Consider the following 18527-nt stretch of genomic DNA (forward strand, 5'->3'; position numbering starts at 1 on the left):
TAGAAAAAAACCAGCTATGGGAGCTGGTTTTTATAACTGTGACCACAACTAGGTTTATTGACCCGGCTTAGGGATAACGATGGTGAATCTTGCTCCACCAAGATGACTATCATCTACGGCAATACGCCAGCAAAGATTCTTCGCCGAGCTGATAACGAAAAAACCAGCCATATCGGCTGGTTTTTTGATCTTATGTAACGAGACGATGCTTACGCGTTGCCCTTTACTTTCATGTTTAGCTGCTCAGCAAAGTCGAGCATACGATTCAACGGGATAAGAGACTTCACACGCACTTCTTCATCTACGAAGATTTCGTGCTCTTTGCCACCATCACGTAGTGCCGATTCAATCGCTTTCAGACCGTTCATCGCCATCCAAGGGCAGTGTGCACAGCTACGACATGTTGCACCCGCACCTGCAGTCGGAGCCTCGATAAGCTCTTTCTCTGGTACCAGTTGCTGCATCTTGAAGAAGATACCTTTGTCTGTCGCTACAATCATCTTCTGCTGAGGAAGCTCTTTCGCTGCTTTAATTAGCTGGCTGGTAGAGCCTACTGCATCTGCTAGTTCAACAACGCTTGCTGGTGACTCAGGGTGAACCAGAATCGCAGCTTCTGGGTAGAGACCTTTCATCTTACGCAGAGCGTCAGCTGAGAATTCGTCATGCACCACACACTCACCTTGCCACAGCAGCATATCCGCGCCAGTCTTATTAGCAATGTAAGAACCCAGGTGACGGTCTGGCCCCCAGATAATTGGCTTATCTTCTGAATCCAGGTGTTCAACGATTTCTAGTGCGATGCTTGATGTTACAACCCAGTCAGCACGAGCTTTCACTGCTGCTGAAGTGTTTGCGTAAACCACGACAGTGTGGTCAGGGTGCGCATCACAGAACTCTGTGAATTTGTCCGCAGGACAGCCAAGATCCAGAGAACACTCTGCTTCCAGAGTTGGCATCAGAATGCGTTTTTCAGGCGTTAGGATCTTAGCCGACTCACCCATAAAGCGAACACCGCCAATGATTAGCGTGCTTGCAGGGTGGCGGTTACCAAACTTAGCCATTTCTAGCGAATCACCAACGAAACCGCCAGTCTCTTCTGCTAGTGCCTGAATTTCAGGATCAGTGTAATAGTGGGCAATCAGAACCGCGTCTTTTTCTTTAAGCAACACTTTGATGTTTTCAATGTGTGCCTGTTTTTCATCGTTTGTTAGCGGTACTGGTTTTGGGGGGAATGGGTAAACTGTTTCTATTGTATCTAATATGTGGCTCATTGCTCTTGCTCTACGCAACTTCCGGTAATCCGAGTATTGTAACCTTAACGACAGCGTATATTCCAGTTCCACTCGGAATAAGATAGACAGAGAAGAGAAAAGGAGCGACTAGCGCTCCTTTTTATTGTTGTTTTGCTATTTCAAGCGAGCCTGCGCTAGCTTGGCCGAAGCGCTGTTCGGATATTCGTCGACAACTTGCTGGAAGTATTTCTTCGCTTGCGCAGAGTTATTATTGCGCTCAGCAATCTCACCAAGTTTAACCAGCGCATCAGCGCGCTTGTTCGAGTCTTTGTAAGTAATCACTGCCGCAAAGCTCTTCACTGCGTCTTTATCTTGCTTCTTAGCAAAATAGAGCTGGCCTAGCCAGTAGTGAGAGTTCGGCGTGAAACTAGAATCTGGGTAGTCTTTCTGGAACTGTTGGAACGCGGCAATCGCACCTGTGTAGTCTCGTTTCTTAAGAATCAAGTCTACAGCATTTTGATACGCTGTTTGCTCATCAACATCAGAGCTGAATGTTCCGCCAGTTTTAGCCGCTGAGTCAGCTGGTTCTGACTTAGCTACCGGGGCTGCTGCCACTTGACCACGTACTTTATCGAGCTCAATAAATAGCTCACGCTGACGTTGCAACATCTGCTGCATGTCATAGGTACTTTTTTCAAGTTGGCCACGTAGTTCGCTAATCTCTAGAGCCATGTCGTCTAGCTGTTGCTGCATTTGCAACTGAACGCGATTACGGTTTTCCAATAGGCGCTCTAAGCGCTGGACATCAGTTTCGTTACCACGAACTGAAGACGAAGAAGTGGCAGAATTGCTACCGCTTAGATCGGATACTGGAGCTGGTGCAGCGAGAACAGTACTCGCTGCACTTGCCAGTAACGTTAGCGTAACAACGCGCTTAAGGTTACTGAACATGAGGTTTTCCTCAATTAGTACACTAGAACTGCACGGCGGTTCTTAGCGTATACATCTTCTGATTGACCCAGAAGAAGTGGTTTCTCTTCACCGTAGCTTACGATAGAGATTTGGTCAGCCTGAACACCTAGAGCTTGTAGGTATTTAGCTACTGCAGTTGCACGACGCTCGCCTAGTGCGATGTTGTACTCTGGAGTACCGCGCTCATCAGCGTGACCTTCGATAGTCACGTTTAGAGCTGGGTTTTTGCTTAGGTATGCTGCGTGTGCTGCTAGCATTTCTTCGTAATCACCCGCGATAGTAGAGTTGTCGAAAGCAAAGTAGATTGTCTGAGTTTCACGAAGCGCTTGCTCTTTAAGCTCTTGCTCAGAAAGCTGGCCATTCTGGTCGATTGGTGAAACCACTGTGTTATCTACAGTTTGAGTTTGGTTTGTCTCAGTAGAACCAGAAGCGTTAGCTGCGTCGTCGCTTGAGCTACATGCTGTAACTGCTAGAACTGGTAGCGCAATTAGAAGCCCTTTAAGAACTTTGTTTAGTTGCATTGTTATAGTTTCCTTTATTATTGATACTTACTTGCTACAAGAATGGTGACCATGCAGGAGCACGGACTCGACCATTTGTCGCCGGTAACCTTGCTTTAAAGCGTCCATCAATAGACACCATAGAAAGAACATTTGTTTTGTTGTAGATCGAGCTGTAAATCACCATACCGCCATTTGGCGCGATGCTTGGAGACTCATCTAACAACGTTTTGGTCAATATTTGCATTGCACCCGTTTCCAGATCCAGCTTAGCCAGATTGAAACCGGTGTTGCTGCGATTGACCATCACCAGGAAGCGACCATCTGGGGTAATTTGACCACCCAGGTTCTGGCTCCCTTGCCATGTAATACGTTTAGTCGAATTGCTTGCCAAATCTACTTGATAAATCTGAGGTTTTCCACCCCGATCCGACGTAAAGATTAGAGATTTACCATCTGGATGCCAAAACGGTTCAGTATTGTTCGATCGACCACGCGTTATTTGAGTCAATTTTCGGCTATTGAGGTCTAGCGTGTAAACCTGCAGGCTACCCGTTTTAGACAATACTAACGCAAGCTTAGACCCATCCGGTGAGAATCTTGGCGCACCATTATGACGAGGGTATGACGTTACTTTCTCACGCTCACCTGTATAGATGTTCATGATAAAGATTTCTGCCTGACCATTCTGGAAACTTACGTAAGCAAGCTTTTTACCATCTGGAGACCAGGCTGGAGACATCAGTGGCTGCTTAGAGCGAAGTACCAGACGTTCGTTGTAACCATCGTAGTCAGAAACTCGTAGCTGGTATGGGAACTGATCTTTGTCGTTAACCACAACATAAGCGATACGTGTCAGGAACGCGCCCTTTTCACCCGTTAGTGCTTCATAAACCAGATCAGATATGCGGTGTGCGTACTCTCTTAAGCGTTTACCCGGTACAGTCGCGCGCTTGTTAAATAGCACGTGATCTTTTGACAGCACTAATTGACCATCGTCGCTTAACGCTTTGCTTTGTCCTTGAGTCAACTGACCGCGAACCACGTCAACCAGTTGGTAATTGATGACGTAATTGCCTTCAGCATTTTGTGTAATAGAGCCCGTTACTAGTGCATCTACACCAAGTCCAGTCCAGGCATTGAAGTCAACTTCCGCTTCGCTATATGGTGTTTGCGGCATCTTGTTGGTTGCAACAGGGCTGAATTTACCACTGCGCTGAAGATCCGATGCGATCACTGCAGAGACATCTTCAGGCAGCTTGCCGTTGCCTTCCCATTTAAATGGCACAATAGCGATTGGACGAGCCGAATCGATACCATCAGTAATTACAAGTTCCAGTGCCGCGTTGGCTACTTGAAACGCGCTCATCACGGTGAGCATACATCCTATTACTAGTCGCTTTAACACAAGCTTTTCCTTATTACTCAGGTACTACGGTTAAATTGATATTCTTTACTTTGTCGACAACAGCAGGGTCTTTAGGCAAAGGGAAACTGTTTACCTGTGCCACGGCTCGTTTGGTTGCAGCACATAAACGGCTGTCTCCACCGAGAACCGACAGGTTGCCTAAAATTGCGTCCGCTCCAGTCGGGATCAGACGCAGGTTAACTCGACAAGACTTTCCCCTAAAGCTGTCCTCCAGCAATAGATTCTGTTGAATCAGTTGCGTGTAGATAGCGCCGTATCGATCCGCTTCGCTGGCAACATGACTTGAACGTGCTGACGTGTTCGCTTCCGCTTCAGACTCAAGGCCAGCAAAGATATCGTTCAGTGCTGCTTCTTGCTCTTTACGTTCTCGTTCCAGTCGCTCTAAGCGCTCTTTCTCTTTACGCGCTTTTTCAGCGGCTTCTTTTGCTGCCTTCTCTTTCGCTATGCGTTCTTTCTCAGCTTTTTCCGCCGCTTCACGTTCGCGTCGAACTTTCTCTTCAGCCGCTTTGGCTGCTTTCTCTCGCTCGATACGTTCCTGCTCTGCTTTGGCAATCGCTGCTTCTTTCGCTAAACGTTCTTGCTCGGCTTTCTTGATCGCCTGCTCTTTCGCTTTACGCTCTTGTTCCAGCTTAGCGACGCGCTCTTTCTCTCTCTTAGCACGCTGCTCTTCTGCTTTGCGTTCTTTCTCTTTAGCAATGCGACGTTTCTCAGCTTCGCGAGCGGCTTTGGCCTCTTTAGCCTGCTGCTCTTTTAGCTTACGGATACGTTCTTCTTCCGCTTTACGGTTCTTTTCAAGCTGTTCGCTTTCACGGCGCAGCTTATCAAGACGATCCTGCTCTTTCTTAGCCGCTTCTTCACGCTGGCTACGAATTTGCTGCGCTTGTTGTCTGACAAGATTTGGATCAATCACCACTGCCTGTACCATTTTGCCTGCTGGCTCCGGTTTCGACATAGTAAAGTCAGTGCCCCAAATCAAAGCCACGATCAATAACGCGTGCAAAGCCGCCGATATGACTATCGGCTTCTTGTAATCGTTCTTTTTAGGTTTCTTCTCTTTCATGGACAACGAGAGTTATTCCTTTATGTCCGTTAGCAATCCAACCTTAGGAATACCAGCACGGCTTAGTTCATCCAGTACCAAAACAACGTCAGCGTATGGCGTTGCGGCGTCACCACCAACTGCGACAGGAGAATCAGGCTTAAGTGAGAGTTCTGCTTTGACACGTACAATCACGTCTTGCAGTGAGATGCCACGAGTGACCTCTTCATCGTTAACACTCAGACCTAAGTTTCCTTCTTTATCGATTTCGACAATGATAAAGCTCGCGTCACTGTCCCCGGCTAACTCAGACGCAGGCTGAGCCGTGGCAGTTTTTGGCAGTTCGACATCAACACCTTGGGTAACAAAAGGTGACGTCACCATAAAGATGATCAGCAGTACCAACATTACATCGATGTACGGTACTACGTTGATCTCGGCGGTCATTTTGCGCTTTTTAGGTTGGTAACCAGCCATCGCAGTTATTCCTTACCCGCTTCTCGGCCCGCCATTGCCTGACGGTGTAAGATGCTGTGGAATTCTTCTGAGAAGGTTGCGTAGTTATGCTCTAACTTACCCACTTTATTGCTTAGACGGTTGTAAGCCATAACCGCTGGAATGGCGGCAAACAGACCCATAGCGGTTGCAACCAGTGCTTCTGCGATACCCGGAGCAACCATTGCCAGCGTTGCTTGTTTCACTTCGCCAAGAGCGATAAAGGCATGCATGATGCCCCATACGGTACCAAACAGACCGATGTATGGGCTGATTGAGCCTACTGTTGCCAGGAACGGTAGGTTAGTTTCAAGATCATCGACTTCACGGGCAACCGCTACGCGCATCGCACGTCCTGTCCCTTCCATAATGAAGTCAGGAGAATCAGCGTTTGATTTACGCAGACGAGCAAATTCGGTAAAGCCAGAGTAGAAAATCTCTTCTGTGCCCGCCAGGTCGTCCTTACGCTTCTTCGCGTTCTGATACAAGATCGACAGATCGGTACCAGACCAGAATTTGTCTTCAAAAGTTTCTGCTTCTTTAGAAGCTTGGGAAAGTACTTTACTGCGCTTGATGATCATCGCCCAAGAAACGATCGACATACCTAACAGAATCAGCATAACCATTTTTACAAGCAGACTCGCTTGTAGGAAAAGGTCTAGCATCGAGATATCAGCGGTCACTATGAGTTAACTCCATAACTATTGATTGAGGCATTGCTTTTGGCCTCATTTTCTTATTATCGATACATGCTACCTTAACCATTGCCTTACACAATATGTTGCCATCAGGATTAACGATCTCCTGACAGAAGGTCAATGATGCTTTTTTAAGGTCAGCAATTTGAGTTATTACGGTCAGATGATCGTCAAGACGAGCACCCTGTAAAAAATCGATGTCCATGTGTCGGACTACAAAGCCGAGGTTTTGTTCCAATAACACCTGTTGAGAAACGCCAATTGTGCGAAGCAGTTCAGTTCGCGCACGTTCAAAAAACTTTAAGTAGTTAGAATGGTAAACCACTCCACCCGCATCGGTATCTTCGTAATAAACCGTCACCGGCCACTCAAATTTCGTGTTGTTGTCCTGCACCTTAGTGTCCACTACTTGGTTTTCTAAACAGATACTATAACGCAACTCGTTACCATCTACGCAAGAGTAATTACGTGATTTCAAAGCTTGAAACAAAAAAAAGCGCAACCCCTTCAAGGAGTCGCGCCTTTTTTATACAAAATGTATGGAGATTAACCCCACCTCACTACATCAGACGAAGCACCGTTAGGTAACCCAGTATCGTCAGAGAGCAATATGGACTGAACAGAATCTGCCAGTACCAGTTACGTGGTTTAAATCCTACTCCAAACACCATACTTGAGCAGATTGCCCAGATAATCAGTGGAGAGATAACCGGATTAAAGCCACCAATTGAGGCGGAGTAAAGTTCTGGATCCCACATCAGCATAGCAACGTGATAGAAACCGAGAACTAAGGATAAGACTCTAAACAGAGTCTTATCTACAGGTGCGTGTAATTTAGCTACCTGCGCAGCAAGATTACTCACTGTCTTTGTCCATCATTTCTGAGTGCTCTAACCAAAGAGCGTTGATGATTCCGAATGCACAAGCAAGTAGTACACCTAAAATCCATGCAAAATACCACATAGTAAATGCTCCTTAGTAAGCTGAAACGTCGTTGTCTTCGATGTGTTTCTTATCCAGACGACCGAACATTTTGTAGTAAGTCCACGTCGTGTAGCCAAGAATCACAGGAACCATTACCGCAGCAACAGCAGTCATCAGACCCAGTGTTAGTTCACTCGCCGTTGAATCCCACATTGTTAAGCTATGGTTTGGAACCAGGCTTGAAGGCATTACGAATGGGAACATTGCAAAGCCAGCAGTCAGGATCACACCCGCGTTCGACAAGCTTGAGAATAGGAAGGCAAAGCCACCACGCTCAAAGCGAGACGCAACTACAGCAAGAAGCGGCATAAACACACCTAGAATCGGTGCAATCCACATTGCTGGGTATGTTTCGAAGTTAGTCATCCAAGCACCTGCTTGTAGCGCAACTTCTTTGTTTAGTGGGTTAGAGTCAGCAAATGTATCGATAGTACTAGTTAGTACGTAGCCTTCGATAGACTGAACCCAGAAGCCACCAGCAACAAATAGTGCCACCGCAACAAGGCCCGCGATTTGAGCAACGTTACGTGCGCGCTCATGCAACGCTTCAGTGGTTTTCATCTGTAGCCATGTTGCACCTTGCAGTACAAATAGCATCAGGCTTAACACACCACATAGCAGAGCGAATGGGTTAAGTAGCGCGAAGAAAGTACCTTTGTACTGAGACATTAACAGATCGTTCAGCTCAAATGGTACACCCTGTAGCAGGTTACCAAATGCCACACCAAAGATGATTGGTGGTACTGTACCGCTAAAGCAAAGTGCGTAATCCCAAGCTTTACGCCATTTTGGATCTTCGATCTTTGAACGGTAATCAAGAGCTAGTGGACGTAACCAAAGCGCAGCCAGAGTTACATACATTGCCAGGTAGAAACCAGAGAACGACGTTGCGTACACCAATGGCCACGCTGCAAATAGCGCACCACCAGCAGTGATTAGCCAAACTTGGTTGCCATCCCAGTGAGGAGCAATCGTGTTTAGCATAATACGACGTTCTGTGTCGCTTTTACCGATAACAGGTGAAAGCGCTGCAACACCCATATCAAAACCATCAGTTACCGCGAAGCCTACCAGTAATACACCGATTAGAATCCACCAGATAAGTCGTAAGATTTCGTAATCAAACATTTAATAATCCCTCACTTAAACTTCGACTGAACGGCCGACTTTGTCTTCAACAGAGTTAGCGTTTTGTTCAAAGTGGTAGCGACCTGTTTTCAGGCTGCTCGGGCCTTTACGCGCGAACTTAACCATTAGGTAACCTTCAGCGATTAGGAACACCGTGTATAGCGCCAGAATTGCGAACAGTGAAGTCCATAGTTCAGCAAGTGTCAGAGCAGAAGCCGCTACGTGGGTCGGTAGGATTTCACCAACAGCCCATGGCTGACGACCGTACTCTGCAACGAACCAACCCGCTTCGATTGCAATCCAAGGTAGTGGGATGCTGAACAGTGCAGCTTTAAGAATCCAAGGTTTTTGTTCGATCTTCTGACGACATGTTTGAACAAACGCCGCACCGAATACGAACAGCATGATGAAGCCACACGCTACCATGATGCGGAATGACCAGAATAGAGGCCAAACTTTAGGGATAGAATCATCCGCCGCAGCCTGGATTTGCTCTTCAGTTGCATCAACAACCTGATCTGTGTAGCGCTTCAGAAGTAGACCGTAACCAAGGTCACCTTTCACTTCATCGAACGCTGCCATGTTTTCTGGAGACTTGTCACCAGCGCGCAGTTTCTCTAGCAATTCGTACGCGTACATACCAGTGCGGATACGATCAACGTGCTCTTCACGCAGGTCACGCAGACCCGTTACTTGCTCGTCGAATGAACGTGTCGCGATGATACCCATTACATAAGGGATCTTAATTGCGTAGTCAGTGTGCATTGTTTCCTGGTTTGGTAGGCCAAACAGAGTAAATGCTGCCGGTGCTGGTTCTGTGTGCCACTCGGCTTCTACTGCAGCTAGCTTCACTTTCTGAACTTCGCCAAGCTCGTAACCTGATTCGTCACCAAGAACGATAACAGACAGGATAGCGGCCATACCGAAAGAAGCAGCAATAGCAAATGAACGACGGGCGAATGCGATGTCACGACCTTTCAATAGGTAGTACGAGCTGATGCCTAGAATAAACATTGCGCCAGTTGTGTAACCAGATGCCACAGTGTGAACGAACTTAACCTGAGCTACTGGGTTTAGAACAACCTCAGCAAAGCTCACCATTTCCATACGCATGGTTTCGAAGTTAAATTCTGCGCCAACCGGGTTTTGCATCCAGCCGTTCGCCACAAGGATCCAAAGAGCCGAGAAGTTAGAGCCAAGAGCAACAAGCCATGTAACAGCAAGGTGTTGACGTTTAGATAAGCGATCCCAACCAAAGAAGAATAGACCAACAAATGTGGATTCTAGGAAGAAGGCTACAAGGGCTTCGATCGCAAGAGGTGCACCGAAGATATCACCTACGTAATGCGAATAGTATGACCAGTTAGTACCAAACTGGAATTCCATGGTAAGGCCGGTTGCCACACCAAGTGCGAAGTTAATACCGAAAAGCTTACCCCAGAACTTTGTCATGTCCTTATAGATTTGCTTGTCCGTCATTACGTACAGAGATTCCATGATGGCTAAAAGAAACGCCATACCTAGAGTCAGTGGTACGAAGAGGAAGTGATACATCGCTGTCAGTGCAAATTGCAACCGCGACAGATCAACTACGTCAATCATGTTTACTCCTATGTGTCGGCTGAAGACACTCTTTACATTAATGCATTGTTATTAAGCGTTGAACAAACTTAAACAGTGTTACCAGTTATGGGCAACGTGTTGCAAAAATGTACCGTAACGGTTAGTTAATTGTTAAGCATCAGCTAATATAGCTGGCGCTAATATTACTGCTAAAAACAGGTTGTTTCAAAAGGTTTATAGGCAGAGTTCGCTTTGATTTGTATCAACTTTTGTGCGGCATTTTTGTTTAAAAAACCATCATTTTGATCCAGATCAACCAAAATGCGACTCTTTTGTTAAGGCGGGGTTGCAATACAGAGTGGGTAACTATTTATGCAAAACAAGCGGTTAACAACTCACTCAATTACATTACCTATTTAGTAGTAGGTAATTTTATTTAATGTGATCTTTGTCACTAATAATAAAAAGCCAGCAAATTTTTGCTGGCAGTGAAAACTTATTTTTCAATTCCGAAATGAAGGTAAGCCCTATCGGTAGCGATCCGCCCTCTTGGCGTCCGTTGCAGATAACCCTGTTGAATAAGATACGGCTCCAGAACATCTTCGATGGTGTCTTTCTCTTCACCAATCGCGGCCGCCATGTTGTCGAGACCAACCGGACCACCACCAAACTTCTCCATGATAGCCAGCAGTAGCTTTCTATCCATATAGTCGAAACCTTGAGCGTCGACGTCGAGCATGTTCAGAGCCTTATCGGCAACTTCGGCACAGATGTGACCATTACCTTTTACTTCAGCGTAGTCGCGTACCCGTCGAAGAAGACGGTTGGCAATACGAGGTGTACCACGAGCACGGCGAGCCACTTCTAATGCGCCTTCAGACTCCATCGAAAGGCCAAGGCAATCAGCACTGCGCTGAACGATGTTCTGTAGATCGGGGATCTTGTAGTACTCAAGACGCTGAGTAATACCAAAACGGTCACGTAGCGGTGACGTCAGAGAACCGGCTCTGGTCGTCGCTCCGATAAGGGTAAATGGAGGAAGATCGATTTTAATCGAACGTGCTGCCGGACCTTCACCAATCATAATATCAAGCTGATAGTCTTCCATCGCTGGATAGAGCACTTCTTCTACCATAGGGCTGAGACGGTGAATCTCATCGATGAACAACACATCGTTCTCTTCGAGGTTGGTCAACAAGGCAGCCAAGTCGCCTGCTTTCTCTAATACAGGGCCCGAAGTCGTTCGAATGTTAACGTCCATCTCATTGGCAACAATGTTGGCTAAGGTGGTTTTACCTAAACCCGGAGGACCAAAAATCAACAGGTGATCAAGAGCCTCATTACGTAACTGAGCCGCTTTGATGAAGATTTCCATCTGATCGCGAACATGATCCTGCCCTTGGTAGTCGGCTAACTTCTTTGGGCGTATCGCACGATCGATAACGTCTTCTTCTTTATAGACTGCATTGTCTGGGGCTATTAAGCGATCCGCTTCAATCATGATACTACCTTTTAAACCATTGACTTAAGTGCTTCACGAATCAACTGTTCGCTCGTCATCTCCGGTTTCATTACCTGAGAAACAACTTTAGATGCCTGAGTTGGTTTGTAACCAAGCGCGAGCAATGCACTAACCGCCTCTTCTTCAGCACTTGACTGAGATGCCTGAACAGCCGAATCCACAGGAGCCGCGTCGGTATATGGTGTAAACAGGTCACCCGCACCCCAGCCTTTAAGGCGGTCTTTCATCTCAACCACTAAGCGTTCTGCCGTTTTCTTACCTACGCCTGGTAGTTTGACCAATGTTGAAACATCTTCTCTTTCTACACTGGCGACAAACTGGCTTGCCGTCATACCAGACAGAATACCCAGACCAAGTTTAGGACCAACACCGTTAGCCTTAATCACTTCTCTGAACAGGGCGCGCTCTTTTACTGTGTTGAAACCATAGAGTAGCTGCGCGTCTTCACGAACAACGAAATGAGTATAGATGATCGCTTCTTCGCCAATATTTGGCAGTTCGTAGAAGCAACTCATCGGCATTTGGACTTCATAGCCAATACCGTTCACTTCAATCAATAATTCAGGAGGTTGTTTTTCAATTAGAATGCCGCGCAGACGTCCAATCACAGTGGATACTCTTAGAAATGAATTTGCGACAGGATAATAAAGAACTGGATAGACATCCAGTCCTTTATTGTTATTGACTAGATTTTTGAGACAACCTGATCAAGTTGTGAGGTGAGCATTCGTACCGCATCAACCTGAACGTTGAGCTGCGCGCCATTTTGCGCCACAGTGGCTGAGATGGATTTGGTTGCCACTACGCTATTAGCCACTTCGCTACTGGCCTGGTCGAGCTCTTTCAGTGCCGTCATCTGCTGTGCCATATTACTCGCCAGCCCTTTTACATCTTGCGATATTGCGGACACCTGATCGATCATCTGCTTCATTTTATCGGCACTGGAATTCACCACATCCTGACCATGCTTAACTTCCTGCTCACTACGGTCGAGCAGGTTTCTGATTTCAACCGCTGAATGACTGCTCTTGGCCGACAGTTCACGTACTTGCTCTGCAACGACAGCAAAACCTCGCCCCTGCTCCCCGGCTCTGGCCGCTTCGATGGCTGCGTTCAATGCCAGCAGGTTGGTTTGTTCCGCCACCGAAGTAATCAGGTCTGCGACTTTCATGATCTCTTCATGACTACCAATGATCTGACTGATTGCAGCAGTAGAGTCTTCCAGTAACTGAGAACTGGTTTGCGCCTGCTGGTGAACCGCATCGCTGCGCTCACGAAGCTCATCGACAAAGCGGGTCGAATCTTCAATTCCATCGGCCAGTTGGTGAACTTGTTCACTCATCTGCTGCGCAGCGCTGGCTTGAGATTCACAATTGACGTTTAAGCTTGATACTTGTTCATCGAGTGTTACTGACTGCACTTCCAGGACTTTAGAAACATCCTTTAACTGTAGCGAGTTCTGGTTCGCCTGATCCAGTACGTTGCTGAGGCTCTTCTCTCCCATCACAGCTTTTTGCGCGATCGCTTCACTGTCCCCCTTGGCTCGCTCCGCTATCTCTATTGCCTTATCACGTTGGCTGGCGGTAAATGCCTGCGCAATACAGATCACCACCAGAGGAAGGACGGTTCCAGACCAGATTTCGACACGTTGAGCTGACTCAGTCAGTTCTAATATTGGAAAACTCTGTCCTGATAGATGCATATAGGTCATCACTGCCGACAGGAGAATAACCACCCCACTCCATGTTGCTGCCATGATCCGGGTACCAGAGAGAAAGAATGCCACGATCAACAGCGGTACCCAGTAGGTTTGTGAGGAGTTAACCACACCACCGCTCTGGTAAATGATATTGAGGGCATGCACTGCCATGCCAACAAATCCGAGGTTGAGTGCCAGCAATGGTTGCTTGAAGAATCTCAGGCTCGCTGCGGCTATCAGTTCAAAACCGATCAGCAGCAGAGAGGTAGTAATTAAACTGTCGTGACCATGCTTTGACCACTTGAACAGACTGTAGAGTCCGACCAGAAAAGCAATAAAAGTAAAGAGAGCGAGGGTATCAGCCTGACGTTGTTGGGTTTTGTTCCATTGAGTTTCATTTGGCATGCAGATGCGACGCCACAATGTAGTGGGGTTCATGTTCAATCTTCCTTGATCGAATTCTTGTTAGACCTCCGACCACTATATTAACACAACATTTCGTTAACAACCCAAATTGATAGAACTGTTTTATATGTCTCAGTTTTTTCGCGTACTGGCGATCATTATGTGGAATGGTTATCGGTAACGGCCACGACGCACACTGGTCGCTTTACCCGCCATGGCGATTAAGGTCTTGTTAGTGTTGGCGTGACAGATAGCCACACCGAGGGCATCGGCAGCATCGGCTTGCGGTTTGCCCGGCAGTTTCAACATTTGCTGGACCATGTGCTGAACCTGCTCTTTGTCGGCACCACCCGTTCCGGTTACCGCTTGCTTAATCAATCTTGCTGCGTATTCATACACAGGCAGATCGGCGTTAACTGCAGCGACAATGGCACTACCGCGAGCCTGACCAAGCTTCAACGCCGAATCTGCGTTACGCGCCATAAAGACTTGCTCAATGGCAAAGACGTCTGGCTGAAACTGAGTGATGATTTCAGAAACTCCGGCGTAGATCTGTTTAAGCCTACCAGGAAGTTCTTTTTCAGAGGTGCGTATACATCCACTACCAAGATACTGGAGATGACGACCGTTTTGACGTATGACCCCGTACCCCGTAATTCGGGAGCCAGGGTCTATACCAAGTATTACTGACATTGATACCTAATCGTTATGATTTGTTGTTCAGTGACACATGTTAAAGCAGTCTTGGTGCTATATCGAGGTAATTATCGCGCGACTTGATAACCCGGACTCAAGACTGACTTCAATCACAGGTGTCGGCTCTGGTTCAAGCTTTTCGCCAGTCCAGTAGTCATACCAATAAACAGGTTGATCTGCCGTTAAGGTGATCTCTCGCGCTGCTTGCTGGTAATTGAATAAGCAGTGCAGTTCGTTTCTCTCTGTTAAAGGCAAAAAGGCATGATGGAGATTTAATGCGGTAAAGCGGGCTGCGTCCTGACAATGCTTGTGTCTTAACATCAGCTTACTCAGAGAACGCAGAGCAAAAGGCGTAAGCTCAGTTAGCGGGTCACCCGATAACAACAAGCCGCCACTTGCCAACAGTGCATTGCGATGGAATTCGTAACTCTGTCTATCTGCTGCCTGATTAGGTAAGGAAACAAAAGTCGCACAATCGGGGTCGCACTGCCACAGTTTGCGATGTTGCCAACTGCGATAGAAGGTCTCTTTAGCTATCTGCTCGAAACGGCGCTCATTGCGCTCAACATCATCAGATACGCGCATCGCGTCCACCAGACCAACCGACGGCCACATTGGCGCGTTACAGCCCAGAATCAGCCCGTCACCCACGCCTTCGGCAATCGCTTCCATACCGAGACGATAGGCTTCTACCCCAGTAACCCCAGATTGGCTTCGCTTACCTTTTAATGTCCCCCAGTAGTTTGCATCGAGCTTAAACAGTTCGACGCCCCACTCTTCACGCATCACTTTAACCACATGAGTCAGGTGAGCTTGTACTTCGGGATTGGTGGTATCAAGAATGTACCAAGGCGTACAGCGCCAACCGGCATAAGTGACATCATCGGCTTTTAGCAGACTGTCGTCCTGATGACGCACAAACCAGTCCGGATGGTTTTTAAATACTTCAGATTCAGGCTGAGCAATAAACGGAGCCAACCAGATCGCTGGCTTTTTGCCTGCCGACTTAATGCGCTCAATAACACTCTTTATGCCTGACGGGAATTTATCTGAAGGGGTTAACCAATCCCCCATAAAAGCCTGATAACCGTCATCAAGCAATACATAGTCTAACTGTCCCAGTTTAGACTGCATTTTACCGAGGTTGTCGTAGATGTTTTGCTCATTCACTTCAGCATAGTAGGCATACCAGGAACACCAACCTACTGGCGCATCTTTTGTCACCCCCGCCCTTGGCGTATGGTGAGTGGCAATCAAATCGGTAAACTCGCTGTAGAGGTGAGAGAGTGAATCGCCTTGTAAACAGACAATAGACTCTAATTGGTTGCTCGCCCAATCTTGTGGGTAAGTCTCTTCGCCATCGAGATAAGCATTAATCATTAAACGCCCTTCTATCTCCTCTACTTGGAAATAACCAGCAAAGCGATGGCAAGACGTAAAGCCAAACAGGCTGTAACCCTGTGAATCCTCAACCACCAGATAGTTGTAATAGCGCTTGCTGGCGCTACTAGGGTAAATTCGATAGCTCAGACTGTTATCCGGGCAGCGACCAATATCGACGGGTTCATCGACTGTCCCTGTTGTTTGGGCGAGCATTTGAAAGCCATCACCCAATAGCACAGCACTGCGCTCAAAATTGAACTCTGTCTGGCAAAGTAAAAACTGCTCACTAAACTTATCGTTACTTACTCCCTGAAAGGAAAACGACAATTGATTTTGCTGCTGAGTCACCTCAATTTGGTAACTTGGTACAAGGATAGTGCGACCATTAGCAAGCTCTAAATGCTGGGCCATATCAATACTCTGAAGAAATTAGGAACAGCTCCATTACAGCACTGGCTAAATTTATTGTCCATTTCATCAACAGCACAAAAGTGTACTGCCATCACGTTTCAAATGTTTCCCTTTTCATTCGCGTTTTCAAAATGACATTCAATTTAAAAACAACTTAAGATAATTTACATATATAACTGATATATAAAGAATAAATTTATGGTCTATCCCTTGCAGTGTTAACACTATTATTGATTTATCAGGATAGGCTCATGAATTCACTTGCGAACCCAATTATCTTTGTTGGCCCCGGACGTTCAGGTTCTACCATCATCTCAGAAGTGATATTGGCTCATAGCCAGCTTGGTGGTCCCACTAACTATACCGAGTGGTATCCTTCCGTTCCCGCGTTAGCACTATTATCTCGCTTAACGAACAATAGCCTTTGGTCTATTAACGGGGTTAAAGCGCAGCTAAACAAAACTCTGCCTTTTAACAATGCCATCCCTCGCCCCGCAGAGGCCTGGTCTTTCTGGCAAAAAGTCACCCGCTCTGACATCGATTTCAGCCGCAATTTCCTACTCAATAAGCGCGCATCAGACAGTGAGAAACACAAGGTGCATCATGCTCTGTCTCAATTGCTGATGCTACAGGGTAAACCACGTTTAGGGCTTAAGCTGACAGGGCCTGGTCGAATAGAATATTTACATAGCATTTTTCCGGATGCGCATTTCATCAATGTCGTTCGAGATCCATGTGCGACAGTCAACTCCTTGCTTAACGTGCCATTCTGGCAACAACAAGGGGCGAAGCAATTATGGTGGCAAGGGGCTTATTCTAGCGAGGAGCTCAGAACCTATCAGGAGATTCGTCATGATCCTGTGGCAGGAACCGCTTTCCAGCTCAATAAGGTGTTAGAAACAACACAGAGAGAAATTGAGAATTGCGGGGTTAAAGCGTTAACCGTGCAGTATGAGGACTTTGTCGCTAATCCAGTCTATACCGCGCGAAGAATTTTAGGCTTCTGCCATTTGAGCAACGACAGTCGAGTCGCGAGAAAACTGAGCGAATGTCAGGTAGTAGATCGTAACCAGCGCAAACTGCAAAACCGAGTTCTGGCGACCAAAGTACGTCAATGGTGCGCTTACTAGTTGTCGAATACGAAAGAGCCCTCCAACTCCGGAGGGCGAAAAGGCAGTGGATTATTGCGCTAAGCATCCTGCTTTATAACAAACGGCCTGCAATGCAGGCCGTAATATTTTGAGCCTAAACTCGATTAGAAATCGTAAGCAACTTTGAAGAATGCTTCTAGATCGTCGTTGCCATTTTCATCGGTTAGGTCAACTTTGAAATCGACTAGAGTAGATAGCTTGTTAGTGATCTGGTAAGAAGCACCAAAGTTAGTGTACTGAGTATCGTAATCAGAAGCAGTGTAACCTTCTTCGTGTGCGTAGCCGATTGCTAGGTACAATTTATCCATTGTGTAACCAGCAGATGCGCTGTACAGCATTGAATCGTCACCGTTGAACTTCTCGTGTTGAGCAACGTTAGCACCAACAGCGATGTCACCGAAGTTAACCACACCGTTTACTAGCATGATTTGCTCGATGCTGTCTGCGCTGTTTTTCTCATCGTTGTTTTCGTAACCGAAGTTAACTTGGAACTGTTCGTTTTGGTAACCAACGTAACCGTTGAAGCCTTTCTGAGCAGATTTGTCTGCTTCACGGTCACCGTAGTAAGAAATTGCGTATTTGAAGCCTTGCTTGATACCTTCAAACTTAACCACTTGGTTTACGTCAGAAGCGTCAGATGCAGAAGCACCAAATTCGATTGTTAGGTCAGCAGCACCGTCAACTGCGTCTAGAGCAGAGTCGTTAGCGTAACCAAGAGATGCAACACCGAAACCAGTTTTGTAACCAACCCAAGCGTCGATCACTGTGAAGTCAGCGTCCATTGAAGAGTAGTTGTCAGCCAGGTCGAATTCACCAGCGAATTGACCAAGAACGTTACCTTTCTGGTAGTTTACGAACAGGTCGAAACCAGTTACGCCACCGTTGTAGAATTCTTCTTTCTCAGTGCCGTCCATACGACCATCTTTGTAGTAGCCACCTACTGCTACTTGGCCGCCTACTGAGAATTCTTCGCCTGATAGGATAAGGTCGATGATTGATTCGCGAGCACGCTCAGATGCGTCTAGGTTTACGTCGTTTGCGATTGCTGAACCAGCAACAAGCGAAAGAGCTACTGCTAATACTGTCTTTTTCATTTTTATTTGTTCCTATAAATTTTTATTTATGAGCGTCAAATACCACCTGCTCGCTCTGGCAACAAAAACTATTCGCCCAGCTGATAATTAACAAATAAAACAATCCAAAAAGAACTAAGAAAACAA

Annotated in this window: 19 protein-coding genes; 1 reads left to right on the plus strand and 18 read right to left on the minus strand. The window is 46.7% G+C overall.

Translation table 11 applies throughout. The features are described 5' to 3' along the window. Window positions 1-209 precede the first annotated feature (209 nt). From nadA to RH46_RS20175, 17 genes are all read right to left on the minus strand, one after another. A complete protein-coding gene (gene nadA, locus RH46_RS20095; protein ID WP_006881367.1) occupies window positions 210-1271 on the minus strand; it encodes a quinolinate synthase NadA in 1062 nt (353 codons plus the stop codon). Between the two features lie 135 nt (window positions 1272-1406). Then, on the minus strand, window positions 1407-2183 hold the full coding sequence (ybgF, locus tag RH46_RS20100; RefSeq protein WP_006881368.1) for a tol-pal system protein YbgF: 777 nt from the start codon (window positions 2181-2183) through the stop codon (window positions 1407-1409). 14 nt (window positions 2184-2197) lie between these two features. After that, entirely contained in the window at window positions 2198-2725 is a 528-nt protein-coding gene (pal, locus tag RH46_RS20105; RefSeq protein WP_006881369.1) for a peptidoglycan-associated lipoprotein Pal, read from the minus strand. Between the two features lie 34 nt (window positions 2726-2759). After that, complete coding sequence (tolB, locus tag RH46_RS20110) at window positions 2760-4073, minus strand: Tol-Pal system beta propeller repeat protein TolB (RefSeq protein WP_006881370.1); 1314 nt, start codon at window positions 4071-4073, stop codon at window positions 2760-2762. A gap of 52 nt (window positions 4074-4125) precedes the next feature. Further along, the gene (gene tolA / locus RH46_RS20115) at window positions 4126-5193 is read right to left on the minus strand and encodes a cell envelope integrity protein TolA (protein WP_006881371.1); all 1068 of its coding nucleotides are present in this window, start codon (window positions 5191-5193) and stop codon (window positions 4126-4128) included. 12 nt (window positions 5194-5205) lie between these two features. Beyond that, window positions 5206-5649, minus strand: a complete 444-nt coding sequence (locus RH46_RS20120) for an ExbD/TolR family protein (RefSeq protein WP_006881372.1) — start codon at window positions 5647-5649, stop codon at window positions 5206-5208. Between the two features lie 5 nt (window positions 5650-5654). Then, window positions 5655-6350 carry a protein TolQ gene (tolQ, locus tag RH46_RS20125; protein ID WP_006881373.1) on the minus strand — a complete coding sequence of 232 codons (696 nt, stop codon included), beginning with the start codon at window positions 6348-6350 and terminating at the stop codon, window positions 5655-5657. Further along, window positions 6340-6759 (minus strand): tol-pal system-associated acyl-CoA thioesterase, encoded by a 420-nt coding sequence (gene ybgC / locus RH46_RS20130; RefSeq protein ID WP_040896357.1) that lies wholly within the window; start codon window positions 6757-6759, stop codon window positions 6340-6342. Before ybgC ends, tolQ begins: the two co-directional genes overlap by 11 nt. 166 nt (window positions 6760-6925) lie before the next feature. After that, window positions 6926-7228, minus strand: coding sequence for a cyd operon protein YbgE (gene ybgE, locus RH46_RS20135; protein ID WP_006881375.1), 303 nt, complete (start codon window positions 7226-7228; stop codon window positions 6926-6928). Further along, the gene (gene cydX, locus RH46_RS21950; RefSeq protein ID WP_000270284.1) at window positions 7221-7328 is read right to left on the minus strand and encodes a cytochrome bd-I oxidase subunit CydX; all 108 of its coding nucleotides are present in this window, start codon (window positions 7326-7328) and stop codon (window positions 7221-7223) included. The genes ybgE and cydX overlap by 8 nt, the downstream gene beginning before the upstream one ends. A gap of 12 nt (window positions 7329-7340) precedes the next feature. After that, window positions 7341-8477, minus strand: coding sequence for a cytochrome d ubiquinol oxidase subunit II (gene cydB, locus RH46_RS20145; protein WP_006881376.1), 1137 nt, complete (start codon window positions 8475-8477; stop codon window positions 7341-7343). 15 nt (window positions 8478-8492) lie between these two features. Beyond that, the gene (gene cydA / locus RH46_RS20150; protein WP_006881377.1) at window positions 8493-10079 is read right to left on the minus strand and encodes a cytochrome ubiquinol oxidase subunit I; all 1587 of its coding nucleotides are present in this window, start codon (window positions 10077-10079) and stop codon (window positions 8493-8495) included. Between the two features lie 457 nt (window positions 10080-10536). Continuing rightward, window positions 10537-11541 carry a Holliday junction branch migration DNA helicase RuvB gene (gene ruvB, locus RH46_RS20155; protein WP_006881379.1) on the minus strand — a complete coding sequence of 335 codons (1005 nt, stop codon included), beginning with the start codon at window positions 11539-11541 and terminating at the stop codon, window positions 10537-10539. An 11-nt stretch (window positions 11542-11552) separates the two neighbouring features. Further along, the gene (gene ruvA / locus RH46_RS20160) at window positions 11553-12170 is read right to left on the minus strand and encodes a Holliday junction branch migration protein RuvA (RefSeq protein WP_006881380.1); all 618 of its coding nucleotides are present in this window, start codon (window positions 12168-12170) and stop codon (window positions 11553-11555) included. A 77-nt stretch (window positions 12171-12247) separates the two neighbouring features. After that, on the minus strand, window positions 12248-13699 hold the full coding sequence (locus RH46_RS20165) for a methyl-accepting chemotaxis protein (RefSeq protein WP_006881381.1): 1452 nt from the start codon (window positions 13697-13699) through the stop codon (window positions 12248-12250). Window positions 13700-13837: 138 nt separating this feature from the next. Beyond that, the gene (ruvC, locus tag RH46_RS20170; protein WP_006881382.1) at window positions 13838-14359 is read right to left on the minus strand and encodes a crossover junction endodeoxyribonuclease RuvC; all 522 of its coding nucleotides are present in this window, start codon (window positions 14357-14359) and stop codon (window positions 13838-13840) included. A gap of 57 nt (window positions 14360-14416) precedes the next feature. Next, on the minus strand, window positions 14417-16156 hold the full coding sequence (locus tag RH46_RS20175) for a glycoside hydrolase family 36 protein (RefSeq protein ID WP_006881383.1): 1740 nt from the start codon (window positions 16154-16156) through the stop codon (window positions 14417-14419). A 251-nt stretch (window positions 16157-16407) separates the two neighbouring features. On the opposite strand from RH46_RS20175, the gene RH46_RS20180 reads away from it, so the two are divergent. Further along, the gene (locus RH46_RS20180) at window positions 16408-17286 is read left to right on the plus strand and encodes a sulfotransferase family protein (RefSeq protein ID WP_006881384.1); all 879 of its coding nucleotides are present in this window, start codon (window positions 16408-16410) and stop codon (window positions 17284-17286) included. Window positions 17287-17411: 125 nt separating this feature from the next. Here the strand turns inward: RH46_RS20180 and RH46_RS20185 are convergent, their stop codons facing one another. Continuing rightward, window positions 17412-18401: a porin gene (locus RH46_RS20185; RefSeq protein WP_006881385.1), complete on the minus strand. Its 990-nt coding sequence runs from the start codon at window positions 18399-18401 to the stop codon at window positions 17412-17414. Window positions 18402-18527 lie beyond the last annotated feature (126 nt).

It is taken from the genome of Vibrio brasiliensis LMG 20546, from assembly GCF_000189255.1.
GTDB lineage: Bacteria > Pseudomonadota > Gammaproteobacteria > Enterobacterales > Vibrionaceae > Vibrio > Vibrio brasiliensis.

Coding starts and splice junctions, on each gene's coding strand:
- RH46_RS20175 (WP_006881383.1), bottom strand. CDS start 16,156: ATGGCCCAGCATTTAGAGCTTGCTAATGGTCGCACTATCCTTGTACCA.
- nadA (WP_006881367.1), bottom strand. CDS start 1,271: ATGAGCCACATATTAGATACAATAGAAACAGTTTACCCATTCCCCCCA.
- cydB (WP_006881376.1), bottom strand. CDS start 8,477: ATGTTTGATTACGAAATCTTACGACTTATCTGGTGGATTCTAATCGGT.
- cydX (WP_000270284.1), bottom strand. CDS start 7,328: ATGTGGTATTTTGCATGGATTTTAGGTGTACTACTTGCTTGTGCATTC.
- ybgF (WP_006881368.1), bottom strand. CDS start 2,183: ATGTTCAGTAACCTTAAGCGCGTTGTTACGCTAACGTTACTGGCAAGT.
- tolB (WP_006881370.1), bottom strand. CDS start 4,073: ATGAGCGCGTTTCAAGTAGCCAACGCGGCACTGGAACTTGTAATTACT.
- cydA (WP_006881377.1), bottom strand. CDS start 10,079: ATGATTGACGTAGTTGATCTGTCGCGGTTGCAATTTGCACTGACAGCG.
- RH46_RS20165 (WP_006881381.1), bottom strand. CDS start 13,699: ATGAACCCCACTACATTGTGGCGTCGCATCTGCATGCCAAATGAAACT.
- ruvC (WP_006881382.1), bottom strand. CDS start 14,359: ATGTCAGTAATACTTGGTATAGACCCTGGCTCCCGAATTACGGGGTAC.
- tolA (WP_006881371.1), bottom strand. CDS start 5,193: ATGAAAGAGAAGAAACCTAAAAAGAACGATTACAAGAAGCCGATAGTC.
- RH46_RS20185 (WP_006881385.1), bottom strand. CDS start 18,401: ATGAAAAAGACAGTATTAGCAGTAGCTCTTTCGCTTGTTGCTGGTTCA.
- ruvB (WP_006881379.1), bottom strand. CDS start 11,541: ATGATTGAAGCGGATCGCTTAATAGCCCCAGACAATGCAGTCTATAAA.
- pal (WP_006881369.1), bottom strand. CDS start 2,725: ATGCAACTAAACAAAGTTCTTAAAGGGCTTCTAATTGCGCTACCAGTT.
- RH46_RS20180 (WP_006881384.1), top strand. CDS start 16,408: ATGAATTCACTTGCGAACCCAATTATCTTTGTTGGCCCCGGACGTTCA.
- RH46_RS20120 (WP_006881372.1), bottom strand. CDS start 5,649: ATGGCTGGTTACCAACCTAAAAAGCGCAAAATGACCGCCGAGATCAAC.